This is a genomic window from Arthrobacter sp. ASL1, from assembly GCF_056680475.1.
On sequence record NZ_CM155284.1, the window covers coordinates 3,152,643 to 3,174,281 of the forward strand.

A 21,639-nucleotide genomic window follows, 5' to 3' on the forward strand; every position below is an offset into this window, starting at 1 on the left:
GTATCAGGACCCGCTGGAGGTCGCCCCGGGCGAGCGGCGGGCGGCGACCAGGCCGCCGATGACCAGGACCAGGCCGGCGCCCAGGAACAGGGAGATAGCGACGGCGCTGCCGCTGAGGGTGATGTCGTAGAAAACGGACACCAGGATCAGCAGTCCGAGGGCCACCACGACGAGTCCGAAGACGAGCGTGCCCAGCGGTACTCCGCGGGGTTCGTCGGGGACCGCAGCGGCCTCATGGGCCTCGTAGTGGGATGCCCCGACGGTTTCCGGCCAGTCCGCCTCCGGGATGGTTTCGGTCGGGGTGCGGGGGGTGGCGGGGGAGCGGTCCGGCTCCGCCGTCGTGTCCGGCCCGGTGGAGCCGATCGGTTCGGTCGGGTTCGACGGGCGGAGGGGCTCGGTCGGCTGGCCCGTCCCCGTCACGGGCTGCTGGCCTGCGGGGCGTTCGGGGTCGTGTCCGGTGGTGGGCTCGCTCATGGCGTGACCTCCTGTGAGGTGATGTAGATGGAATTGAACGCCCCGTCGATGTCCAGGCGCAGGACCGGGCCGGAGGCATCGGGGTTGATGTTGATGGTGTCGCTCCGGGCGACGCCGGAGTACTTCTGGGCTCCGTCCGTGTCGTGGACTTCCAGCGAATAGAACGCCGAGTCACCGGTGACGAGCACCGGGATGTCGTCCGGGACGGTGACGTTGAGGCTGCTGAAGACATTGGTGATGGACAGCGTCGTGTCAGTCGTCAGGTCGCGGGAATAGTGGGTCAGGTCGAGGTTTCCCTCGTTGAACACGTACGTGTAGTCGTTGCCCGAACGTTCCGCCACCGGCCCCGGCCAGCCTCGGTCCGCCGAACCGCTGTAGCCCAGGCCGCCGACGAGGACGGTCGGCACCAACAGGGCGATGGTGAAACCGGTCAGCGCGCCCCCGCGGATCCTCCGGATCGAGGCGCCGATGAGCCCGGCACCGAGCACGGTGATGGCCGCGGCCAACGCGACGGTGATCTCGCGGCCGCCGTAGTCCAGCAGGCCGTTCATCGCGGTCAGGATGACGGCACCGGCCACCAGGACGGCAAGCCCCAGGATGATCGCGACGGCGTGGCCGGGCACGGCGGCCCGGCGGGGAACCGGCGCTCGGCGCGGTGCCGGAGCCGGGCGGTAGGCCGGGTCCCAGCCCGCAGACGGTGCGGTCCCGGGTGCGGTCCCCGGTGCGGATTCCGGGCCCGGCCCGGCGTCATGGCCGGGGCCAAAGGAGGGGGCGTAGGTGGAGCCGCCATCCGCGGTGCTCCACGCGGGGGCAGCATACGGGTTCGAGTGGTCCCGCGGAGGCTCCGGGGAGCTCTCCGGGGCCCCGGCAGGGGAACCCGGAGCGGTGCCGCCGTCGTGCCCGGTGCCCGTGCGGCGGGACTGGCGGGTGGTGAAGAACCAGATGACCGCGCCCACGACCAGTACGGTCCAGACGAGCTCGCCCCACCAGGAATCGCCGTTGTCGAAGCGCCAACCGCCGAGCACCAGGGGCCCGTTGAGGAGCCCGATCGCGGCGAAGACCACTGCGCCGGTCATGCCCGAGCTCCACCGGCCGCGCCCGGCCTCTTGCAGGTGGATGCGCCCGTCCGGGCCGGGCAGCAGCGCCCAGGCCGCGCCGTAAAGCAGCAGGCCGACGCCGGAGAAGATGACGATGAGCAGGACGAGGCCGCGGGACAGGGCGGTGTCGATGCCGAAGCGCCGGCCCAGGCCCGAGGAGACGCCGCCGATCCAATGGCGTTCGCCGCGCTGGATGCCCAGGCCCCGGATCCAGCGGAAGAAGGAGTTTTCTGCAGGTGCGTGGTTCATGTCTTCCATCCTTCCGTGCGGCCGGGGCCGCCGCCATCGGGGTCTGCCCTGAACGGCCCCTGATCCTTCCCCCCACAACCCCTGTTCGGGGGCGTGGACACCGGTGGGGCGTGCTTGGATGGGACCATGACCGAATTCCCCACCAGGCCCCCGCTCGTGCGCGCCGAACCGCGCGTGCTGGGCGGAGTCTGCGCCGGGCTCGCGCTCCATCTGGGCCAGCCCGTGCGCACGATCCGGATCGGCATGGCCCTGCTGACCCTGGTCGCCGGGGCCGGGATCGTGCTCTACGCGTGGCTATGGGTGATGGTCCCCTCCCGCGAGGACGCCCTGCAGGATGCCGAACGTGGGCGGGCCGGCCGACCCGTCTCGCTGGCCCGGGAAACCGGCGGCGAGGGCACGACGGCGGGGCCCGGCTCGCCCGCAGCGGCGGGACCGGGTGCCGGGTACCGCCCGTGGAGCCGGCCGGGGCTGCGGCTCGGCAGCCTGGCGGGACGCGAGATCATGGCCGGTGCCGGGCTGCTGCTGCTCGGTGTCCTGATCTTCGCGCAGATGCAGGGCCTGCCCGTGGCCTGGGGGCTCATCTGGCCTGCCGTGTTGATCATCGCCGGGGCCGTGTTGGCCTGGCTGCAACTCGATGCGGTGAGCCGGCGGGGCCTGCGCAAGGCCGCGGGCGCGGACCGGGCCATGGGCATGGTGCGGCTACTCGGAGGCGTCGCCCTCGTGGTCCTGGGGCTGATTTTCCTGGTTTCCGGTGCCGTGAGCCTCGAGGCGCTGTGGAACGGGGCCTTCGTTGCCGTCATCGTGCTGGGCGGGGTCGTACTGGTCCTGGCACCCTGGGGGCTGAGGTTCTGGCGGGACTTCGAATCGGAACGGGCCAACCGCGTCCGGGTGGGCGAGCGGGCCGAGATCGCGGCCCACCTGCACGATTCGGTCCTGCAGACCCTGGCCCTGATCCAGAAGCGTGCCGGCGACGAGGCCCAGGTCCTGCGGCTGGCACGGGCCCAGGAACGCGAACTACGCCAATGGCTCTACCGGGAGACGCCCGTGGCCGAGGGTGACATCTGCGAAGCCATCCGGGCCGAGGCCGCACGACTCGAGGAATCCCACGCCGCCGTGATCGACGTCGTCAGCGTGGGCGAGCGTGAGGGCCTGGACGGGCACGACGCCGTGGTCCAGGCCGCCCGCGAGGCCATGCTCAACGCCGCCAAGCACGCCGGCGGAACGGTGTCGGTCTACGTGGAGGCCTCCGCCACCGGGGTCGACGTCTTCGTCCGGGACCGCGGTACCGGCTTCGACCCGGAGGCCCTGCCCGGGGACCGTTTTGGGGTCCGGGAATCCATTGTCGGGCGCATGCAGCGCAAGGGGGGATCCGCGACGATCACCAGCAGCGCCGGGGGCACCGAAGTCCACCTGGCCATTAAAAACGAGGCAAACGAGGAGCAGAACCGATGAACACCGGTGAACCGACACGAGGGATGCAGCCGATCCGCGTCGTGGTCGTCGACGACCACGCCATCTTCCGGTCGGGGTTGAAATCCGATCTGGATACCCGCCTGCAGGTGGTCGGGGAGGCGGCCACGGTGGACGGGGCGATCCGCGCCGTGAACGAATTGCGCCCCGACGTCGTCCTGCTCGATGTCCACCTGCCCGGCGGGCGCGGGGGCGGCGGGGCCGAGGTGGTGGCCGGATGTGCGGGCATGCTCGGCGATGTGCGTTTCCTGGCCTTGAGCGTTTCCGACGCCGCGGAAGACGTGGTGACGGTCATCCGCGCCGGCGCCCGGGGGTACGTGACCAAGTCCATTTCCGGGCAGGACATCTCCGACGCGGTGGTGCGCGTGGCCGCCGGCGATGCGGTCTTCTCGCCGCGGCTGGCCGGATTCGTGCTGGACGCCTTCGGCACGCAGGCCGCCGTGAGCGCGGACGACGAGCTGGACCTGTTGTCCGCCCGGGAGCTCGAGGTCATGCGCCTCATCGCCCGTGGCTACACGTACAAGGAAGTAGCGAAGGACCTGTTCATTTCCGTGAAAACGGTCGAAACGCACGTCTCGAAGGTGCTGCGCAAGCTGCAGCTCTCCAACCGGCACGAACTCACCCGGTGGGCCGTGGATCGCCGCATCCTCTAGCAACGGTTCTGCCCCGTGGTCACGACGGCCCGTGGGGCTTCGGGGCCGCGGGGCAGAAGCCGACGGGTGGGTAGACGGCTACCGGGCCTGGCCCAGCAGGTTGGCGATCCGGCCCACACCCTCGGCGAGATCGTCGTCGCCCAGGGCATAGGACAGCCGCAGGTAGCCCGACGGGCCGAAGGCCTCGCCCGGAACCACGGCCACCTCCGCCTTCTCCAGGATCAGTGCCGCCAGGTCGGCAGACGTTGCCGGGCGCGCGCCGCCGATGTCGCGCCCGAGGATCCCGCGGACATCGGCGTAGACGTAGAACGCGCCCTTCGGGGTCGGGCAGTCCACCCCGTCGATCGCGTCAAGCGCCGAGACGATGGCCTTGCGGCGGCGGTCGAAGGCGGTGCGCATCTCGGCCACTGCATCCAGGGGGCCCGAGACGGCGGCCAGGGCGGCCATCTGCGAGACGTTGGCGACGTTGGAGGTGGCATGCGACTGCAGGTTGGTGGCGGCCTTGATGACGTCCGCCGGGCCGGCCATCCAGCCCACCCGCCAGCCGGTCATCGCATAGGTCTTGGCCACGCCGTTGAGGATGACGACCCGATCGCCGAGCTCCGGGGCAGCCGTCGCGATCGAGGTGAACTTCGCGTCGTCGTAGGTCAAGTGTTCGTAGATCTCGTCCGTGACGACCCACAGGCCCTTGGCCGCCGCCCAGCGGCCGATCTCGGCGACCATCTCCGGCGGGTAGACCGCGCCGGTCGGGTTTGATGGGGAGACGAAGACCAGGATCTTGGTCCGGTCGGTGACCGCCGCCTCGAGCTGGTCGACGGTGACCAGGTAGCCCTGCTCCGGCCCGGCGAAGACCTCGACCGGCACGCCACCGGCCAAGCGGATGGACTCCGGGTAGGTCGTCCAGAACGGGGTCGGGACGATGACCTCGTCGCCCGGATCCAACAGGGTAGCGAAGGTGTTGTAGACCGCCTGCTTGCCGCCGTTGGTGACCAGCACCTGGGCAGGTTCGATGGCATAGCCCGAGTCGCGTTGGGTCTTCGCCGCGATCGCCGCCTTCAGGTCGGGCAGCCCGGCGGCGGGGGAGTAGCGGTGGAACCGCGGATCACGGGCAGCGGCGATGGCGGCCTCCACCACGTAGTCGGGCGTCGGGAAGTCCGGCTCGCCGGCACCGAACCCGATCACCGGACGCCCGGCGGCCTTCAGCGCCTTGGCCTTGGCGTCCACGGCGAGCGTGGCTGATTCGGCGATGGATCCGATGCGTCGGGAGATGCGTGACATGGGGTCGCTTCCTGGGGGTCGGGGCGTGGAGCCTGGCAGTTTCCAGCTTAGCGGCGTCCCGGCGCGCCGCCCAGAATGCGTCCGTGCGCGGAACGGCGCTTGCCACCCGCCCCGTGTAGGCGCCGGTCGGTTCGACTTGTGGGGGTCGAATGCGTAGACTGTTTCCTCGGTGTTGGAATACGCCTCGATGCGGTGTGCTTGAAGGCAAATCGCTGTGGGGAGGACCACCAATCCCAAAGGGTAGTGGCGCAATTGGTAGCGCAGCGGTCTCCAAAACCGCAGGTTGCAGGTTCGAGTCCTGTCTGCCCTGCGCAGTGGCAACCCACACAGCAGGTGTGGGGGCTCGGCGAAATCCACGTCACGGTGTGTTGCGGCCGACAGGCCGCGGTACACCGTGATTGTTTCAAGAAGCGAAGAACGCGAATCGAGGCACAGTGACCGAAGCAACAGCGGGAGGCTCCAAGGGGTCCCCCCGCGGCCGCAAGCCGGCCCAAGGTGGGCTCTTTGCGCGTATCGCCTTGTTCTTCCGTCAGGTCATTTCCGAGCTCAAGAAGGTCGTCACCCCGACCCGCAGCGAGTTGGTGAACTACACGCTGACCGTTCTGGGGTTTGTGATCCTGGTGATGCTCATCGTCAGCGGGCTGGACCTGCTGTTCGGGAACGGCGCGATCCTCGTCTTCACGAACCCGCCGGAGCGGTAGGAGCGGTCGACGCCCACTTTGTGGGTCCGACAGCCCGCGACCTCGCCACGATGAAATGTTCTGGTTTACCAGTCAAAGAAAGCAGGAACCGCAGTGTCCGAGCAGGAACTCGAACCGCAGGCCAACGACAAAGCCGTTGAGCAGGCAAACGAGGCCGACGCCGTAGAGGTGTCGGCCGATTCCGTCGTTTCGGAAGAGCCGTCCGCCCCCGACGCGTCCGAGGACACCGCGAACGACGACGCACCGAGCGCCGACGACGCAGCGCCCGAGGGCGAGGACGCCGCACCGAGCGCCGACGACGCAGCGCCCGAGGGCGAGGACGCCGCACCGAGCGCCGACGACGCAGCGCCCGAGGGCGAGGACGCCGCGGGCGATGCGGACGCCGAGGACAGTGTCCCGGAGCTCTCCCCCGAGGAGGCCGTCGTGGCCGCCAAGGAGGAGTTCCGCACCCAGCTGCGCCGCCAGCCCGGTGACTGGTACGTCATCCACTCCTACGCCGGTTACGAGAACCGCGTGAAGGTGAACCTCGAGACCCGCGCCCAGACGCTGGGCATGGAGGAGTTCATCTACGAGATCCAGGTCCCCATGGAAGAAGTCGTGGAGATCAAGAACACGGCCCGCAAGATCGTCCGCCGCGTGCGCATCCCCGGCTACGTGCTGGTGCGCATGGAGCTGACCGACGCATCGTGGGGCACCGTCCGGCACACCCCCGGGGTCACCGGGTTCGTCGGCAACGCCCACGATCCGGTGCCGCTGAGCCTGGATGAGGTCTACTCGATGCTCGAGCACACCATCGTGACCGAGGAGCCGTCGACGGATGGCAGCCCCTCCAAGCCGGGCCGCGCCCCGATCACCGAGGTCAACGTCGACTTCACCGTCGGCGAGTCGGTGACGGTCAACGACGGGCCGTTCGAGACCCTGCCGGCGACGATCAGCGAGATCAAGCTCGAGTCGCAGCAGCTCGTGGTCCTCGTTTCGATCTTCGAGCGCGAGACCCCCGTGACACTGTCGTTCAGCCAGGTCACCAAGATCCAGTAGGGATCACCGAAGACTTCGTCTCCCGCGCGGCCGCTTTCCGCCGCGGGAAACGATCCGGCCGCCGCGCCACGGCGGCCACCAGCCCCGGACACGCTCCTGTGTTCCGAGGGAAACGCATTGAGTAGAAGGACCCGAAATGGCCCCGAAGAAGAAAAAGGTCACCGGCCTCATCAAGCTGCAGATCCAGGCAGGTGCCGCCAACCCGGCCCCGCCGATCGGTCCCGCACTTGGTCAGCACGGTGTCAACATCATGGAGTTCTGCAAGGCGTACAACGCCGCCACGGAATCCCAGCGCGGCAACGTCGTCCCGGTGGAGATCACGGTCTACGAAGACCGCTCGTTCACGTTCATCACCAAGACCCCGCCGGCAGCCGAGCTGATCAAGAAGGCAGCCGGCGTCGCCAAGGGCTCCGCCACCCCGCACACCGACAAGGTCGCGAAGCTGAGCCGGGCACAGGTCGAGGAGATCGCCAACACCAAGATGGAGGACCTGAACGCCAACGACATCCAGGCCGCCGCCAAGATCATCGCCGGCACCGCCCGCTCCATGGGCATCACCGTCGAGGGCTAATACCGCCCCACCCGTTTCCGCCACCGGCGGGAACACCCCCCCAACATCAAAGAACGACGCCGGAGCCTCCATCCGGAGGATGCCACCGGCGTCGTAGTGGCAGGGTCCAGCGCGATCCACGAATGACCACGACTGCATAAGGAGAACAAGCAGATGGCAAAGCGCAGCAAAGCATTCCAGGCGGCTGTCGCCAAGATTGATGGCGACAAGCTGTACACCCCGACCGAGGCCATTGCCCTGGCCAAGGAGACGGGTTCGGCCAAGACCGATTCGACCATCGAGGTGGCCTTCCGCCTCGGCGTCGACCCCCGCAAGGCCGACCAGATGGTCCGCGGCACGGTCAACCTGCCGCACGGCACCGGCAAGACCGCACGCGTCCTCGTCTTCGCCAACGGCGACAAGGCCGAAGCGGCCATCGCCGCCGGCGCCGACTTCGTGGGCTCCGATGACCTGATCGCGAAGATCTCGGCCGGCTGGACCGACTTCGACGCCGCCGTGGCGACCCCTGACCTCATGGGCAAGGTCGGCCGTCTGGGCAAGGTCCTCGGGCCGCGCAACCTGATGCCGAACCCGAAGACCGGCACGGTGACCATGGACGTCGCCAAGGCCGTCACCGACATCAAGGGCGGCAAGATCGACTTCCGCGTCGACAAGCACTCCAACCTGCACTTCATCATCGGCAAGGTGTCCTTCGACGCCGAGAAGCTGGCGGAGAACTACGCGGCGGCACTCGACGAGGTCCTGCGCCTGAAGCCGTCCGCCTCGAAGGGCCGCTACATCTCCAAGGCCACCGTGGCCACCACCTTCGGCCCCGGCATCCCCGTGGACCCGAACGTGACCAAGGTCGTTGCCGGCGCCTAGCGCCAGCCGTCGCCCGGTCTCCGGGCGGAGAAATGGCCCCCGCATCCTGCTTCGGCAGGAAGCGGGGGCCTTCCTTTGTCTCCCCGGCCGGTCCGGCATGTGGACTGCTCCGGGCCCGCCTCTTTACGCGGCGGTCCGGGGCACGTAGGCTATTGATTGATAATTCCCAATCAGTGGTGCGGCATCATGTCGTTTCCAGAACCCCGGCGGAGGGCGCCATGCCAGGACAACTCACGATCGAGGACCTTCCGGTCCCCGCGACGGTCGACGGGGCCGGAGGGCCCGACTTCGCCGCCGTCCAGCAACTCTTTCGGGATGCCGCACGCGAAGAACTGGGCCACGAGGACCTGGTCTCCTCCGATGCCGTGCAGCTTGCCCGCATCCAGCCGAGCCCCTATGGGCGCAATCTCCTGCTGGTGGCTCGCGCCGGCATCGAGGCGACGGCGCCGGTCATCGCCGCCGCGCTGGTATTCCTGCCCCAGGCCGAGAACCTCAACGCAGCCGACATTGACCTTGTCGTCGCGCCCGCGTGGCGCCGGCAGGGGGTTGGCACCCGGCTGCTGGCACGGGCTACTGAGCTGTGCGGCCTTGAGGGGCGCACCATCCTGAATGGGTACGCGGAACTGTCGCTCTCGTCCGGCGACTCCGTAGGCGATCCGGGTGTCGGAATGACGATCATGTCGCCCGAGTCGGGTGCCGGATGGGTGGCGGCAGGTGCGCCCTCCACGGCATTCGCCAGCACGCACGGCTTCACCCTGGGCCAGATCGAGCGCGGTAGCCGTGTGGACCTGAAGCCGGCGACGGCCGTGGTTCTGGATCGACTTGAACGCCAGGCGGTTGCCGCCTCGAGCGGATACGACACGCTGTCGTGGACCGGGCCCGCCCCGGCCTGGGCCGTCGAGGACTACTGCCGCATCATCGAGCGGATGGACACCGACCCGCCCCTTGGCGGGCTGGAATTCGAGCCGTCACGTTGGGACGACGCCCGGCTGCGCACCATGGAGGACCGCCGCCGGCGACAGGGCACCACCTCCGTCGTCACCGTGGCCCGACAGGTGGCCACCGGGCGGTTGGTGGCCTATACCGAGCTGGTGGTCTTCGCCGGACGGGACGACGTGGCCTACCAAGAGGGCACGCTGGTCCTCCCCGAGCACCGGGGGCATCGGCTGGGTCAACTGGTCAAGGCGAGGAATCACCGCGACCTGGCACGACTCCAGCCCATGGTGGAGCGGATCTACACCTGGAATGCCGCGGAGAACGCATACATGTTGCGCATTAATGAGGCACTGGGATTCACGGCCTGCCTGGTCGAGGCCGGATGGATCCGCAAGTAGGGCCGGCGCGCCGGCGGCGCCCGCGCGGCGGCCCACGCTCGGGTGGGGTCCCCGGATCGCCTCGATTTGGCCGGGCCGGGCCGGTCGGGATATGGTTGGGGAACCAAAGACCGTCGGTCGGTGGTGCCCCGTGCCAGCACGGGAATCCATCCGAAAGTCCCAGCTAAGGGGCGGCCTACGCAGGTGAACGAAGTTTTCCTCCCCCATGCGGTCTACATTGCTTGGGGTTGAGAAGCCCCGTGCATCTGCGCGGGGCGTTTTTTATGCCAGCCCCCCCGGGGTGTGTGGGCCGGGAAGATCGACTCAGAGACAATCCCCGGAAGGAGGGTTATGGCAACGCAGATCAAGATTTCCGCAGTTGAGGAAATCGTCAACGACTTCAAGGAGTCCGGCGCCGCTGTCCTGACCGAATACCGTGGGCTCACCGTTGCACAGCTCAAGGAGTTGCGCCGTTCGCTTGGTCAAGACACCAAGTTCGCGGTCGTGAAGAACACTTTGACGGGCATTGCAGCCAAGGAAGCAGGCATCGAGGCATTCGATGGCCAGCTTGCCGGCCCGACCGCTATCGCCTTTATCAAGGGCGACGCAGTGGCCGCGGCCAAGAGCCTGACGGATTTTGCCAAGGCCAACGAGAAGCTGGTCATCAAGACCGGCTACTTCGATGGCAAGGCCATGGACGCGTCCCAGGTGGCCGCACTGGCCGCACTCGAGTCCCGTGAGCACCAGCTGGCCCGCGTGGCCGGTGTCCTCCAGGCCCCGGCTTCTGCCGCGGTCCGCACCATCGAGGCACTGCGTGCAAAGCGTGAAGAAGAGGGTGGTGCAGCATCGACTCCGGCCGAAGCTCCCGCCGCTGAGGCCGAGGAAGCACCTGCTGCCGACGCTGCCACCGAAGAAGCCTAAGGGCCCTTCACACCACCAAACATCTCGCGGCATCCAATCATGCCGCCCCATGGAAAGGACGCCACATCATGGCGAAGCTCACCACCGAAGAGCTCCTTGAGACCTTCAAGGAAATGACCATCGTCGAGCTCTCCGAGTTCGTTAAGACCTTCGAGGAGACCTTCGAGGTCTCCGCCGCTGCTGTCGCCGTTGCCGGCCCGGCCGGCGGCGCCGCCGAGGCCGCCGAGGAGCAGACGGAATTTGACGTCATCCTCGAAGGCGCTGGCGAGAAGAAGATCGCAGTGATCAAGGAAGTTCGCTCCCTGACGTCCCTCGGGCTGAAGGAAGCCAAGGACCTCGTGGACGGCGCCCCCAAGGCCGTTCTCGAAGGTGCCACCAAGGAAGCTGCAGAGAAGGCCAAGGAGGCCCTCGAGGCCGCCGGCGCGAGCGTCACGGTCAAGTAGCCTCACCGCACTTCAAGCGGGGCCCCGTACACCTTCCGGTGTGTGGGGCCCCGCTTTTTTAAAACGCGCGTCGGCTGTTGGGGAAGTCACATTCATTCGGATTGCCGGGCCCGATTTGCTACCGTGATAGGTAACGACTTGGTAACGCGCGGCACGGAGGGAGATGGATCGCATGTCCAGCTCCACGGCTACGGCCTCCCGCTCGGCCCCGGCAGACCCCGCCGCTTCAACGATCCCGGGCGCTTTGGAAGGCAAGATCGAGACGCCTCGGAAGGGCGGCCGGCTGGCCTTGCTGGACGGGCTGCGGCTCCTGGCGGCCATCGGGGTCATCCTCTACCACTACACCGCGTGGCATCACGGCTACTGGGGAGTCGAACCGGCCAAGGCGGCGTGGCCCTACCTGTCCCGCGTGAGCGTCTTCGGGAACATGGGCGTGCAGCTCTTCTTCGTGATCAGCGGCTTCGTCATCCTGCTTTCCGCCTACGGCAAGCGGCCCGCCCAGTTCATCGGATCCCGTGTCGGCCGGCTGTTCCCAGCGTACTGGGTGGCTGTCCTGGCGACCGGCGTGTTGATTTTCTTCATCTGGCCTTCGATGGGGGAGCGGCTCTCCTTCGCCGACTGGGCGGTGAACCTGACGATGATGCAAACGGGATTCCACGTCCCGCACGTCGACGGGGTCTACTGGACCCTTTGGGTCGAGATGCGCTTCTACGGACTCGTCCTGGTCCTGATGATGCTCGGCTGGGTGACCCGAAAGCGCCTCCTGGCGTTCGCGGCCATCTGGCCCATGCTTGGTCTGCTGGCCCCGCTGATTCCGAGCAACTTCGTGCGCCAGGCCCTCATCCCGGAACATGCCGCCCTCTTCGCCGGCGGGATGTGCCTGTTCCTGATCTTCCGCTTCGGTCACACGCCACTGCGGTGGGCCGTGCTTGGCCTGAATGTCGTCCAGGCCGCCTGGCTTACTGGAAAGACGGGTAGCTCCGAAGCAATGGACCTGGTGGGGTATGCCATTCCACCACAGGTCTACTGGGGCATTGTTGTCGGGATCTTCGCGATCATCGCGGTTTTGGTGCTGACGCCGCTGCGCCGGGTGGATCTGCCCGGCATGGCCCTGGCGGGAGCCCTGACCTACCCGATCTACCTGCTGCACGAGATCTGGGGATGGTGGATCATCGACCAGCTCAGCGGGCACCTCCCGCGTCCGGTCATCCTCGCCATCGCGATGGCCGCCGCGGGCATCGCCGCCTATCTGGTCTACCGGTTCGTCGAGCAAACGATCGGGCGCCGTCTCGGCAAGGCGGTCACCGCTGCCGTGGACGCAGTGGTTTCCCTGCGGGGGCCGGCGCGCGCCTTCGCCGCCCGCGCACGTGCGGCAGAGGACTCCCGCAAGCCAACCTCCCGGGTGGTACCCCACAACCCGGGGGGAATCACCCGGGGGCTGTAACCGGCCCCCGTCTGCTCAGGCGTCCCGGGAGAGCAGCAGGGCCTCGCCCTGCCCGCCGCCGCCGCACAGGCTCACCGCGGCCTTTCCGCCGCCGCGCCGCTGCAACTCGAGCGCGGCATGCAGTGCCAGGCGTGCCCCGGAGGCCCCAATAGGGTGGCCCAAGGCGATGGCACCCCCATGGACATTCGTCTTCTCCAGTGGATAACCCAGGTCCTTCAACGACTGGCATGCAACCGCACCGAAGGCCTCGTTGATCTCGATGAAGTCCAGATCGGAGACGGACCAGCCGGCCTTGTCCAGGGCGGAGTTGATGGCGTTTGACGGTTGTGAGTGCAGGGAGGTATCCGGGCCGGCTACCTGCCCCGGAGCGCCGATGACGGCCAGGATGTCCAGTCCCTTGCTCTCTGCGTATTCGCGGGAGGCGACGACGACGGCTGCTGCCCCATCCGAGAGGGGGGATGAGTTGCCTGCGGTGATGGTCCCGTCCTTCGCGAAGGCGGGGCGGAGACCGCCGAGCGTCTCCGCGGTGGTGTTGGGGCGGATTCCCTCATCCGCGTCGACGATTACCGGATCGCCCTTGCGCTGGGGAGCCGAGAGCGCGACGATCTCGGCGTCGAACACACCGGATTTCTGGGCTGCGGCTGCCCGCTGGTGCGATGCCGCAGCAACCTCGTCCTGCGGGAGCCGGTCGATCCCGAGCTCGGCATTCTTGGCTTCGGTACCCACCCCCATGGACTGTCCGTCAAAGGCATCGGTGAGTCCGTCGTGGTCGACCGAATCAATGGCGGTGAAGCTGCCGTAGTTCCATCCTTTCCGGCTGCCGGGCAGAAGGTGCGGGGCGTTGGTCATCGACTCCTGGCCGCCGGCGATGACCACATCCGCCTCGCCAAGGCGGACCATGCGGGCGGCATCGGTGATGGCAGCCAACCCGGAGAGGCAGACCTTGTTGATGGTGACCGTTGGCACGTTCCAGCCAATGCCTGCCTTGATGGCCGACTGGCGGGCCGGATTCTGCCCGCATCCAGCCTGCACGACATGGCCCATGATGACGGCCTGGACATCGACAGCCGGGACTCCTGCCTTGTCCAGGGCCCCGACGATGGCGGCGGCGCCCAGGTCCACGGCGGTGAAGCCGGCCAGTTGGCCCTTCAGTCGGCCGAATGGGGTGCGGGACCCCGAAATGATGACTGCGTCGCGGGGGTCGGACATGGTGCGCTCACTTTCGTCGAAAACAACTCTTTACCCAATTATGGTGACGCAGACCATAATGACCAAAGCGCGGAGAGCCGCCGGCGCGGGAAGTGCGGGTGAGCCCGGAATCGCGGTGGGGCAGGAGGTCCGCCAAATTTTTTTGGTTCCGATGCGGGCCTTTTGCCCGAACATCTAGTATGGTGGACAGATTCTCTACAGGCGTGTAATGTGGATCCTTGCGTCTTCCCTCTTTCCAGTCGGCCTTCATATAGCGGTGGGCCCGATGTTCGGTGGTGTTCCGGGTTCCTCATCCCGGGCGGGGATGGCGTCGGAAACCTGACGGTCTGTGGAAGGATCCATCTTGGTCGCCTCGAGCACCTCAAATCATCAAACCGCTAGTTCGGCTCGCACCGCGGAAGCGGCTGGCCGAATCACATTCGCAAAGATCCACGAACCCCTCGACGTGCCGAATCTGCTGGCGCTTCAGGTCGAGAGCTTCGACTGGCTCGTTGGCAACGAGAACTGGAAGTCGCGGCTGGAGAAGGCCCGTGCCGAGGGCGTTGCCGGTGTCGCCGACACGTCCGGGCTGGCCGAGATCTTCGAGGAGATCTCCCCGATCGAGGACTTCCAGGGCACCATGTCGCTGAGTTTCTCCGAACCTGAGTTCGCGGACCCGAAGTACACCGAGGCCGAGTGCAAGGACCGCGACGCGACCTATGCGGCCCCGCTGTACGTCAAGGCCGAGTTCATGAACAACAACACGGGCGAAATCAAGCAGCAGACCGTCTTCATGGGCGATTTCCCGCTGATGACCGGCAAGGGCACGTTCATCATCAACGGCACCGAGCGTGTCGTCGTCTCGCAGCTGGTCCGTTCCCCGGGCGCCTACTTCGAGCGCACCCCGGACAAGACCAGTGACAAGGACATCTTCACCGCGAAGATCATCCCCTCGCGTGGCGCCTGGTTCGAGCTCGAGATCGACAAGCGCGACCAGGTCGGCGTCCGCCTCGACCGCAAGCGCAAGCAGTCCGTGACCGTGCTGCTCAAGGCTCTCGGCTGGACTGAAGGCCGCATCCTCGAGGAGTTCGGGCAGTACGATTCCATCCGCGCCACCCTGGAGAAGGACGCGACGGAGACGAAGGAAGAGGCGCTGCTCGACATCTACCGGAAGCTCCGTCCGGGCGAGCCGCCGACGGTCGACGCAGCCCAGGCATTGCTCGACAACCTGTACTTTAACGCCAAGCGCTACGACCTGGCCAAGGTCGGACGGTACAAGATCAACCGCAAGCTCGGCGTCGAGACCCCGCTGGATTCGCCGATTGCCTCGGTGCTGAACATCGATGACATCGTCGCGATGATCAAGTTCCTGGTGGCCCTGCACGCCGGTGAAGCCACCGTTCCCGGCATCCGCAAGGGCGAGAAGGTCGACATCCGCGTGGAGGTCGATGACATCGACCACTTCGGCAACCGCCGCATCCGCGCCGTCGGCGAGCTCATCGAGAACCAGGTCCGCACCGGTCTCTCACGCATGGAGCGCGTCGTCCGCGAGCGCATGACCACGCAGGACGTCGAGGCCATCACGCCGCAGACGCTGATCAACATCCGCCCCGTCGTGGCCGCTATCAAGGAGTTCTTCGGGACCTCCCAGCTCTCGCAGTTCATGGACCAGAACAACCCGCTCGCCGGACTGACGCACAAGCGCCGCCTGTCCGCGCTGGGCCCGGGTGGCCTGTCCCGTGACCGTGCCGGCATGGAAGTCCGAGACGTCCACCCGTCGCACTACGGCCGCATGTGCCCCATCGAGACCCCCGAAGGCCCGAACATCGGCCTGATCGGCTCGCTGGCCACCTACGCCCGCATCAACAACTTCGGATTCATCGAGTCCCCGTACCGCAAGGTCGTCAACGGCAAGGTCACCGACCAGGTCGACTACCTCACAGCGGACGAGGAACTCGAGGCGATCATCGCCCAGGCGAACGCCCCGATGACCGACGACCTGCACTTCGTCGAGGACCTGGTCCTTTGCCGTGAGCGTGGCGGCGGCGGCGAGCCCGTGCTCGTCGAGCCGCCCGAGATCGACTACATGGACGTCTCCCCGCGACAGATGGTCTCCGCGGCCACCGCGCTGATCCCGTTCCTGGAGCACGACGACGCCAACCGCGCCCTCATGGGTGCCAACATGCAGCGCCAGGCCGTGCCGCTGTTGGCCTCCGAGGCGCCGTTGGTCGGCACCGGCATGGAAAAGTACGTCGCGGTCGACGCCGGTGACTCCATCACCGCCGGCAAGCCCGGCGTGGTCGGCGAGGTCTCCGCCGACCTGGTCACCGTCATGAACGACGACGGCACCGAGTCCGCCTACCCGATCATGAAGTTCGCCCGGTCGAACCATGGCAACGCCTACAATCAGCGTGTCCGCGTCGCCGAGGGCGATCGCCTGGAATACCAGTCGATCATCGCCGATGGCCCGTCCACCGACAATGGTGAACTGGCGCTGGGCAAGAACCTGCTCGTGGCGTTCATGTCCTGGGAAGGCCACAACTTCGAGGACGCGATCATCCTCTCCCAGCGCATGGTCTCCGACGACGTGCTGACCTCGATCCACATCGAGGAGCACGAGGTCGATGCCCGCGACACCAAGCTTGGTGCCGAGGAGATCACCCGGGACATCCCGAACGTCTCCGAGGAGGTCCTGGGCCAGCTCGACGAGCGCGGCATCATCCACATCGGTGCCGAGGTTGAGGCCGGGGACATCCTGGTCGGCCGTGTCACCCCGAAGGGCGAGACGGAACTGACCCCGGAGGAGCGCCTGCTGCGCGCCATCTTCGGCGAGAAGTCCCGCGAGGTCCGCGATACGTCCCTGAAGGTGCCGCACGGCGAGTCCGGAACGGTCATCGGCGTGCGCATCTTCGAGCGCGACAACGACGACGAGCTGCCCCCGGGCGTGAACCAGCTGGTCCGCGTCTACGTCGCGCAGAAGCGCAAGATCACGGACGGCGACAAGCTTGCCGGACGCCACGGCAACAAGGGCGTCATCTCCAAGATCCTGCCGATCGAGGACATGCCGTTCCTGGAGGACGGCACGCCGGTCGATGTGGTGCTGAACCCCTTGGGTGTCCCGGGCCGCATGAACGTGGGCCAGGTGCTGGAGATCCACCTCGGGTGGGCAGCCAAGCAGGGCTGGAAGATCGAGGGCGAGCCGGACTGGGTCAAGGAATTGCCCAACCTGCCGCGCGAATCCGGCCCGACGACCGTCGCCACCCCGGTGTTCGACGGCGCCCACGAGGACGAGATCCGCGGGCTGCTGGACCACACCAACGTGACCCGCGACGGAGACCGCCTGATCGGGAACTCCGGCAAGGCACGGCTGTTCGACGGTCGTTCCGGCCAGCCGTTCCCGGACGAGGTGTCCGTGGGGTACATGTACATCCTGAAGCTCCACCACCTGGTGGACGACAAGATCCACGCACGCTCCACCGGACCGTACTCCATGATCACGCAGCAGCCGCTGGGTGGTAAGGCGCAGTTCGGTGGCCAGCGCTTCGGCGAAATGGAAGTCTGGGCCCTCGAGGCCTACGGCGCCGCCTACACGCTGCAGGAACTGCTGACGATCAAGTCCGATGACATCCACGGACGTGTGAAGGTCTACGAGGCCATCGTGAAGGGCGAGAACATCCCGGAACCGGGCGTTCCGGAATCCTTCAAGGTGCTCATCAAGGAAATGCAGTCGCTGTGCCTGAACGTGGAGGTCCTCTCCACCGAAGGCAATCCCATCGAGATGCGGGACTCGGACGAAGAAGTGTTCCGGGCTGCGGAAGAGCTGGGCATCGACCTCTCCCGGTCGGAGCCGAGCTCCGTCGACGAGGTTTAGCACGAGGGGCGGAGGCCCGGCACCCTTGCCGGGCACCCGCCGTCGTACCCATTCCTTTTCCCCTCCCCGGCAGGTCCAGAACCTGCCGATGAACACCAGACTTCTTCAGAACAAGAGAGAGACAGGGACCATATGTCCAGCGAATCCTCATTCGGCACCATGCGCATTGGCCTGGCCACCGCGGAAGAGATCCGCGACTGGAGCTTCGGCGAGGTCAAGAAGCCGGAGACCATCAACTACCGCACCCTGAAGCCCGAGAAGGACGGTCTTTTCTGCGAAAAGATCTTCGGTCCTTCCCGCGACTGGGAGTGCTACTGCGGCAAGTACAAGCGCGTGCGCTTCAAGGGCATCATCTGTGAGCGCTGCGGCGTCGAGGTGACCCGCGCCAAGGTGCGTCGCGAGCGGATGGGCCATATCGAGCTCGCCGCACCCGTCACCCACATCTGGTACTTCAAGGGCGTTCCCTCGCGCTTGGGCTACCTGCTGGACCTGGCGCCGAAGGACCTCGAGAAGGTCATCTACTTCGCCGCCTACATGATCACCTCGGTCGACGAGGAGCGCCGCCACGCGGAGCTTCCGAACCTGCAGGCCCAGCACGACGTCGAGCGCAAGCAGCTCGTCGACAACCGCGACTCCGACATCGCGGCGATCGCCCGCGATCTGGAGAACGACCTCGGCAAGCTCGAAGCCGAGGGTGCAAAGGCCGCCGAGAAGAAGAAGGCCCGCGACCTGGCCGACAAGACGATGGCCCAGGTGCGCAAGCGGGCCGACGCCGAGATCGAACGCCTCGAGCAGGTCTGGGACCGGTTCAAGAACCTGAAGGTCGCCGACCTCGAAGGCGACGAGGGCCTGTTCCGCGTGCTGCGCGAGAAGTACGGACTTTTCTTCGAAGGCTGCATGGGCGCCGAGGCCATCCAGAAGCGTCTGGAGACCTTCGACATGCCCGCGGAAGCCGAACTGCTCCGCGACATCATCAAGAACGGCAAGGGCCAGCGCAAGACGCGTGCCCTGAAGCGCCTGAAGGTCGTCAACGCGTTCCTGACCACGACCAACAGCCCCATGGGCATGGTGCTGGACGCCGTGCCGGTGATCCCGCCGGAACTGCGCCCGATGGTCCAGCTCGACGGTGGCCGCTTCGCGACCTCCGACCTCAACGATCTGTACCGCCGCGTGATCAACCGCAACAACCGCCTGAAGCGCCTGCTCGATCTCGGGGCCCCCGAGATCATCGTGAACAACGAAAAGCGCATGCTCCAGGAAGCCGTTGACTCGCTGTTCGACAACGGCCGTCGTGGCCGCCCGGTCACCGGACCGGGCAACCGCCCGCTGAAGTCGCTCTCCGACATGCTCAAGGGCAAGCAGGGACGGTTCCGCCAGAACCTGCTCGGCAAGCGCGTCGACTACTCCGGCCGTTCGGTCATCGTCGTCGGCCCGCAGCTGAAGCTGCACCAGTGTGGCCTGCCCAAGCAGATGGCACTGGAGCTCTTCAAGCCGTTCGTGATGAAGCGCTTGGTTGACCTCAACCACGCGCAGAACATCAAGAGCGCCAAGCGCATGGTCGAGCGCTACCGTCCGCAGGTCTGGGATGTGCTCGAGGAGATCATCACCGAACACCCGGTGCTGCTCAACCGTGCACCCACCCTGCACCGTCTGGGCATCCAGGCCTTCGAACCGATGCTGGTGGAGGGCAAGGCCCTCCAGTTGCACCCGTTGGTATGTGCCGCGTTCAACGCCGACTTCGACGGTGACCAGATGGCAGTGCACCTGCCGCTGAGCCCAGAGGCCCAGGCCGAGGCGCGGATCCTGATGCTCTCGAGCCACAACATCCTCAAGCCCTCCGATGGCCGCCCTGTGGCATTGCCGTCGCAGGACATGATCATCGGCCTGCACCACCTGACCACCAAGCGTCCGGGGGAAGCAGGCGATGGACACGCCTTCAGCTCGGTTGCCGAGGCCCTGATGGCGCTGGACCGTGGCGATCTGCACCTGAACGCACCGGTGAAGATCCGGGTGGATGGCTTCGTGCCCTCCGCCGAGCAGGTTGCACCGGAAGGTTGGGTGGAAGGCACCCCTGCACTGATCGAGACCTCCCTCGGACAGGTGCTGTTCAATGAGACGCTGCCCGCGGACTACCCCTGGGTTGCCCGTGTCGCCGGTAAGGACGCACTCTCGGACATCGTCAACGACCTCGCCGAGCGCTACCCGAAGGTCGTGACGGCGGCGACGCTGGACAACCTCAAGGACTCCGGCTTCAAGTGGGCGACCCGCTCGGGCATCACCGTGGCCATCTCGGACATCACCTCGAACATGGACAAGGCCGCCATCTTGGCTCCCTACGAGGAGCAGGCTCTGAAGGTCCAGGCCCAGTTCGACAAGGGTCTGATTGCCGATGACGAGCGTCGTTCCGAATTGATCGACATCTGGACCAAGGCGACCGACGAGGTTGCCGAGGCCATGCGTGCCGGCATGGAGGAACTGAACACCATCAACCGCATGGTGACTTCGAAGGCCCGTGGTAACTGGCTGCAGTTGCGTCAGATCGCGGGTATCCGTGGCCTGGTTTCCAACCCCAAGGGCGAGATCATCCCGCGTCCGATCAAGTCCTCCTACCGTGAGGGCCTGTCCGTTCTCGAGTACTTCATCGCCACCCACGGTGCCCGTAAGGGCCTGGCGGATACCGCGCTGAAGACCGCCAACTCGGGTTACCTGACCCGTCGTCTGGTGGACGTCTCTCAGGATGTCATCGTCCGTGAAGCTGATTGCGGCACCGAGCGCGGCCTGACCGTGCCGATCGCCTACGTCGACGAGATCGGTACCGTGCGCATGCATGAGACGGTCGAGAACTCCGCGTACACCCGCACCCTGGCCGTCGACGTGGTCGATGGATCGGGCAAGGTGCTCGCCGCGGGCGGTTCAGATGTGGGAGATGTCGTCATCGACGAGCTCTTCAACGCTGGCGTCCAGGAGATCAAGGTCCGCTCCGTGCTGACCTGTGAGTCCGCCGTGGGCACGTGTGCACTGTGCTACGGCCGTTCGTTGGCCACGGGCAAGACCGTGGACATCGGTGAGGCCGTCGGCATCATCGCCGCACAGTCCATCGGTGAACCGGGTACCCAGCTGACGATGCGTACCTTCCACACCGGTGGTGTTGCCTCGGCAGAAGACATCACCCAGGGTCTGCCCCGCATCCAGGAGCTCTTCGAGGCCCGTACACCGAAGGGTGTCGCCCCGATCTCCGAGGTTGCCGGACGCGTGACCATCGAGGACGCGGAGAAGCAGCTGCGAATCGTCATCACCCCCGATGACGGCTCCGAGGAAATCGCCTACCCGGTGCTGCGCCGTGCGCGCATGCTCGTGGCAGACGGAGATTCGGTGGCGGTGGGCCAGCAGTTGGTTGCCGGCGCCATCGACCCGAAGCAGGTTCTGCGAGTTCTTGGACCCCGCGAAGCCCAGAAGTTCCTGGTCCGCGAAGTCCAGGAGGTCTACCAGTCCCAGGGTGTGGGCATCCACGACAAGCACGTGGAGGTCATCGTTCGCCAGATGCTTCGTCGCATCACGGTGATCGAGTCCGGCGAAACCGGGCTGCTGCCCGGCGAGTTGGCCGAACGCAGCCGCTTCACCAACGAAAACCGCAAGGCGGTTTCGGAGGGCAAGACGCCTGCATCCGGTCGTGACGAGCTCATGGGCATCACCAAGGCCTCGCTGGCTACGGATTCCTGGCTCTCCGCCGCTTCCTTCCAGGAGACCACGCGTGTCCTGACGCAGGCAGCGATGGAAGGCAAGTCGGATCCGTTGCTGGGCCTGAAGGAGAACGTGATCATCGGCAAGTTGATCCCGGCCGGTACCGGTCTGGATCGCTACACGCAGGTCACGGTCGAGCCCACCGAGGACGCCAAGGCCAACCTCTTCACCGGTCCGAGCGCCTTCACGGGCTTCGACTATGAAGGAGTCGAGCCGGGGATGAGCCCCGAGTTCCACGCCATTCCGATGGATGACTACGATCTCGGGAACGACTTCCGGTAGTCTCAGCGGTCCATGGACATGATGATGGCCGGCATCCCCTGGGG

Annotated in this window: 16 protein-coding genes and 1 tRNA gene; 13 read left to right on the plus strand and 4 right to left on the minus strand. The window is 66.7% G+C overall.

Features of this window, described 5'->3' with window-relative positions; translation table 11 throughout:
• Positions 1-3: 3 nt before the first annotated feature.
• Positions 4-474: a TIGR04086 family membrane protein gene (locus tag AC1MEQ_RS14950; protein ID WP_479791754.1), complete on the minus strand. Its 471-nt coding sequence runs from the start codon at positions 472-474 to the stop codon at positions 4-6.
• Complete coding sequence (locus AC1MEQ_RS14955) at positions 471-1,820, minus strand: PspC domain-containing protein (RefSeq protein ID WP_479791755.1); 1,350 nt, start codon at positions 1,818-1,820, stop codon at positions 471-473. Before AC1MEQ_RS14955 ends, AC1MEQ_RS14950 begins: the two co-directional genes overlap by 4 nt.
• A 126-nt stretch (positions 1,821-1,946) precedes the next feature.
• Here AC1MEQ_RS14955 and AC1MEQ_RS14960 point away from each other — a divergent pair, with 126 nt between their 5' ends.
• Both AC1MEQ_RS14960 and AC1MEQ_RS14965 read left to right on the plus strand, forming a co-directional pair.
• Positions 1,947-3,272, plus strand: coding sequence for an ATP-binding protein (locus AC1MEQ_RS14960; protein WP_479791756.1), 1,326 nt, complete (start codon positions 1,947-1,949; stop codon positions 3,270-3,272).
• A complete protein-coding gene (locus tag AC1MEQ_RS14965) occupies positions 3,269-3,943 on the plus strand; it encodes a LuxR C-terminal-related transcriptional regulator (RefSeq protein WP_479791757.1) in 675 nt (224 codons plus the stop codon). Before AC1MEQ_RS14960 ends, AC1MEQ_RS14965 begins: the two co-directional genes overlap by 4 nt.
• A 78-nt stretch (positions 3,944-4,021) precedes the next feature.
• Here AC1MEQ_RS14965 and AC1MEQ_RS14970 read toward each other — a convergent pair whose 3' ends face one another.
• Complete coding sequence (locus AC1MEQ_RS14970) at positions 4,022-5,221, minus strand: pyridoxal phosphate-dependent aminotransferase (RefSeq protein WP_479791758.1); 1,200 nt, start codon at positions 5,219-5,221, stop codon at positions 4,022-4,024.
• Positions 5,222-5,458: 237 nt separating this feature from the next.
• Between AC1MEQ_RS14970 and AC1MEQ_RS14975 the strand changes: the two genes are divergently transcribed.
• The 9 genes from AC1MEQ_RS14975 (at position 5,459) to AC1MEQ_RS15015 (ending at position 12,513) form a co-directional block, all read left to right on the plus strand.
• Positions 5,459-5,531 (plus strand) — tRNA-Trp (locus AC1MEQ_RS14975).
• A gap of 124 nt (positions 5,532-5,655) precedes the next feature.
• Positions 5,656-5,922: a preprotein translocase subunit SecE gene (gene secE, locus AC1MEQ_RS14980; RefSeq protein WP_479791759.1), complete on the plus strand. Its 267-nt coding sequence runs from the start codon at positions 5,656-5,658 to the stop codon at positions 5,920-5,922.
• Between the two features lie 93 nt (positions 5,923-6,015).
• A complete protein-coding gene (gene nusG, locus AC1MEQ_RS14985; RefSeq protein WP_479791760.1) occupies positions 6,016-6,960 on the plus strand; it encodes a transcription termination/antitermination protein NusG in 945 nt (314 codons plus the stop codon).
• A 136-nt stretch (positions 6,961-7,096) separates the two neighbouring features.
• Entirely contained in the window at positions 7,097-7,531 is a 435-nt protein-coding gene (gene rplK / locus AC1MEQ_RS14990) for a 50S ribosomal protein L11 (RefSeq protein WP_479791761.1), read from the plus strand.
• A gap of 153 nt (positions 7,532-7,684) precedes the next feature.
• Positions 7,685-8,392, plus strand: coding sequence for a 50S ribosomal protein L1 (gene rplA, locus AC1MEQ_RS14995; RefSeq protein ID WP_479791764.1), 708 nt, complete (start codon positions 7,685-7,687; stop codon positions 8,390-8,392).
• Between the two features lie 218 nt (positions 8,393-8,610).
• Entirely contained in the window at positions 8,611-9,726 is a 1,116-nt protein-coding gene (locus AC1MEQ_RS15000) for a GNAT family N-acetyltransferase (RefSeq protein WP_479791766.1), read from the plus strand.
• 330 nt (positions 9,727-10,056) lie between these two features.
• Positions 10,057-10,626 (plus strand): 50S ribosomal protein L10, encoded by a 570-nt coding sequence (gene rplJ / locus AC1MEQ_RS15005; protein ID WP_479791767.1) that lies wholly within the window; start codon positions 10,057-10,059, stop codon positions 10,624-10,626.
• A 68-nt stretch (positions 10,627-10,694) separates the two neighbouring features.
• Positions 10,695-11,069, plus strand: a complete 375-nt coding sequence (gene rplL, locus AC1MEQ_RS15010) for a 50S ribosomal protein L7/L12 (RefSeq protein ID WP_479791769.1) — start codon at positions 10,695-10,697, stop codon at positions 11,067-11,069.
• Between the two features lie 172 nt (positions 11,070-11,241).
• Complete coding sequence (locus AC1MEQ_RS15015) at positions 11,242-12,513, plus strand: acyltransferase family protein (protein ID WP_479791770.1); 1,272 nt, start codon at positions 11,242-11,244, stop codon at positions 12,511-12,513.
• A 15-nt stretch (positions 12,514-12,528) separates the two neighbouring features.
• On the opposite strand, the gene AC1MEQ_RS15020 is transcribed toward AC1MEQ_RS15015, so the two are convergent.
• Positions 12,529-13,722: an acetyl-CoA C-acetyltransferase gene (locus AC1MEQ_RS15020; protein WP_479791771.1), complete on the minus strand. Its 1,194-nt coding sequence runs from the start codon at positions 13,720-13,722 to the stop codon at positions 12,529-12,531.
• 343 nt (positions 13,723-14,065) lie between these two features.
• Here AC1MEQ_RS15020 and rpoB point away from each other — a divergent pair, with 343 nt between their 5' ends.
• A complete protein-coding gene (gene rpoB, locus AC1MEQ_RS15025) occupies positions 14,066-17,572 on the plus strand; it encodes a DNA-directed RNA polymerase subunit beta (protein ID WP_479791773.1) in 3,507 nt (1,168 codons plus the stop codon).
• Positions 17,573-17,704: 132 nt separating this feature from the next.
• Positions 17,705-21,595, plus strand: a complete 3,891-nt coding sequence (locus AC1MEQ_RS15030; protein ID WP_479791775.1) for a DNA-directed RNA polymerase subunit beta' — start codon at positions 17,705-17,707, stop codon at positions 21,593-21,595.
• Positions 21,596-21,639 lie beyond the last annotated feature (44 nt).

Excerpts from the sequence above, each read along its gene's own strand:
- AC1MEQ_RS14950 (WP_479791754.1), bottom strand. The coding sequence starts at position 474 with ATGAGCGAGCCCACCACCGGACACGACCCCGAACGCCCCGCAGGCCAG.
- AC1MEQ_RS14955 (WP_479791755.1), bottom strand. The coding sequence starts at position 1,820 with ATGAACCACGCACCTGCAGAAAACTCCTTCTTCCGCTGGATCCGGGGC.
- AC1MEQ_RS14960 (WP_479791756.1), top strand. The coding sequence starts at position 1,947 with ATGACCGAATTCCCCACCAGGCCCCCGCTCGTGCGCGCCGAACCGCGC.
- AC1MEQ_RS14965 (WP_479791757.1), top strand. The coding sequence starts at position 3,269 with ATGAACACCGGTGAACCGACACGAGGGATGCAGCCGATCCGCGTCGTG.
- AC1MEQ_RS14970 (WP_479791758.1), bottom strand. The coding sequence starts at position 5,221 with ATGTCACGCATCTCCCGACGCATCGGATCCATCGCCGAATCAGCCACG.
- rplK (WP_479791761.1), top strand. The coding sequence starts at position 7,097 with ATGGCCCCGAAGAAGAAAAAGGTCACCGGCCTCATCAAGCTGCAGATC.
- rplA (WP_479791764.1), top strand. The coding sequence starts at position 7,685 with ATGGCAAAGCGCAGCAAAGCATTCCAGGCGGCTGTCGCCAAGATTGAT.
- AC1MEQ_RS15000 (WP_479791766.1), top strand. The coding sequence starts at position 8,611 with ATGCCAGGACAACTCACGATCGAGGACCTTCCGGTCCCCGCGACGGTC.
- rplJ (WP_479791767.1), top strand. The coding sequence starts at position 10,057 with ATGGCAACGCAGATCAAGATTTCCGCAGTTGAGGAAATCGTCAACGAC.
- rplL (WP_479791769.1), top strand. The coding sequence starts at position 10,695 with ATGGCGAAGCTCACCACCGAAGAGCTCCTTGAGACCTTCAAGGAAATG.
- AC1MEQ_RS15015 (WP_479791770.1), top strand. The coding sequence starts at position 11,242 with ATGTCCAGCTCCACGGCTACGGCCTCCCGCTCGGCCCCGGCAGACCCC.
- AC1MEQ_RS15020 (WP_479791771.1), bottom strand. The coding sequence starts at position 13,722 with ATGTCCGACCCCCGCGACGCAGTCATCATTTCGGGGTCCCGCACCCCA.
- AC1MEQ_RS15030 (WP_479791775.1), top strand. The coding sequence starts at position 17,705 with ATGTCCAGCGAATCCTCATTCGGCACCATGCGCATTGGCCTGGCCACC.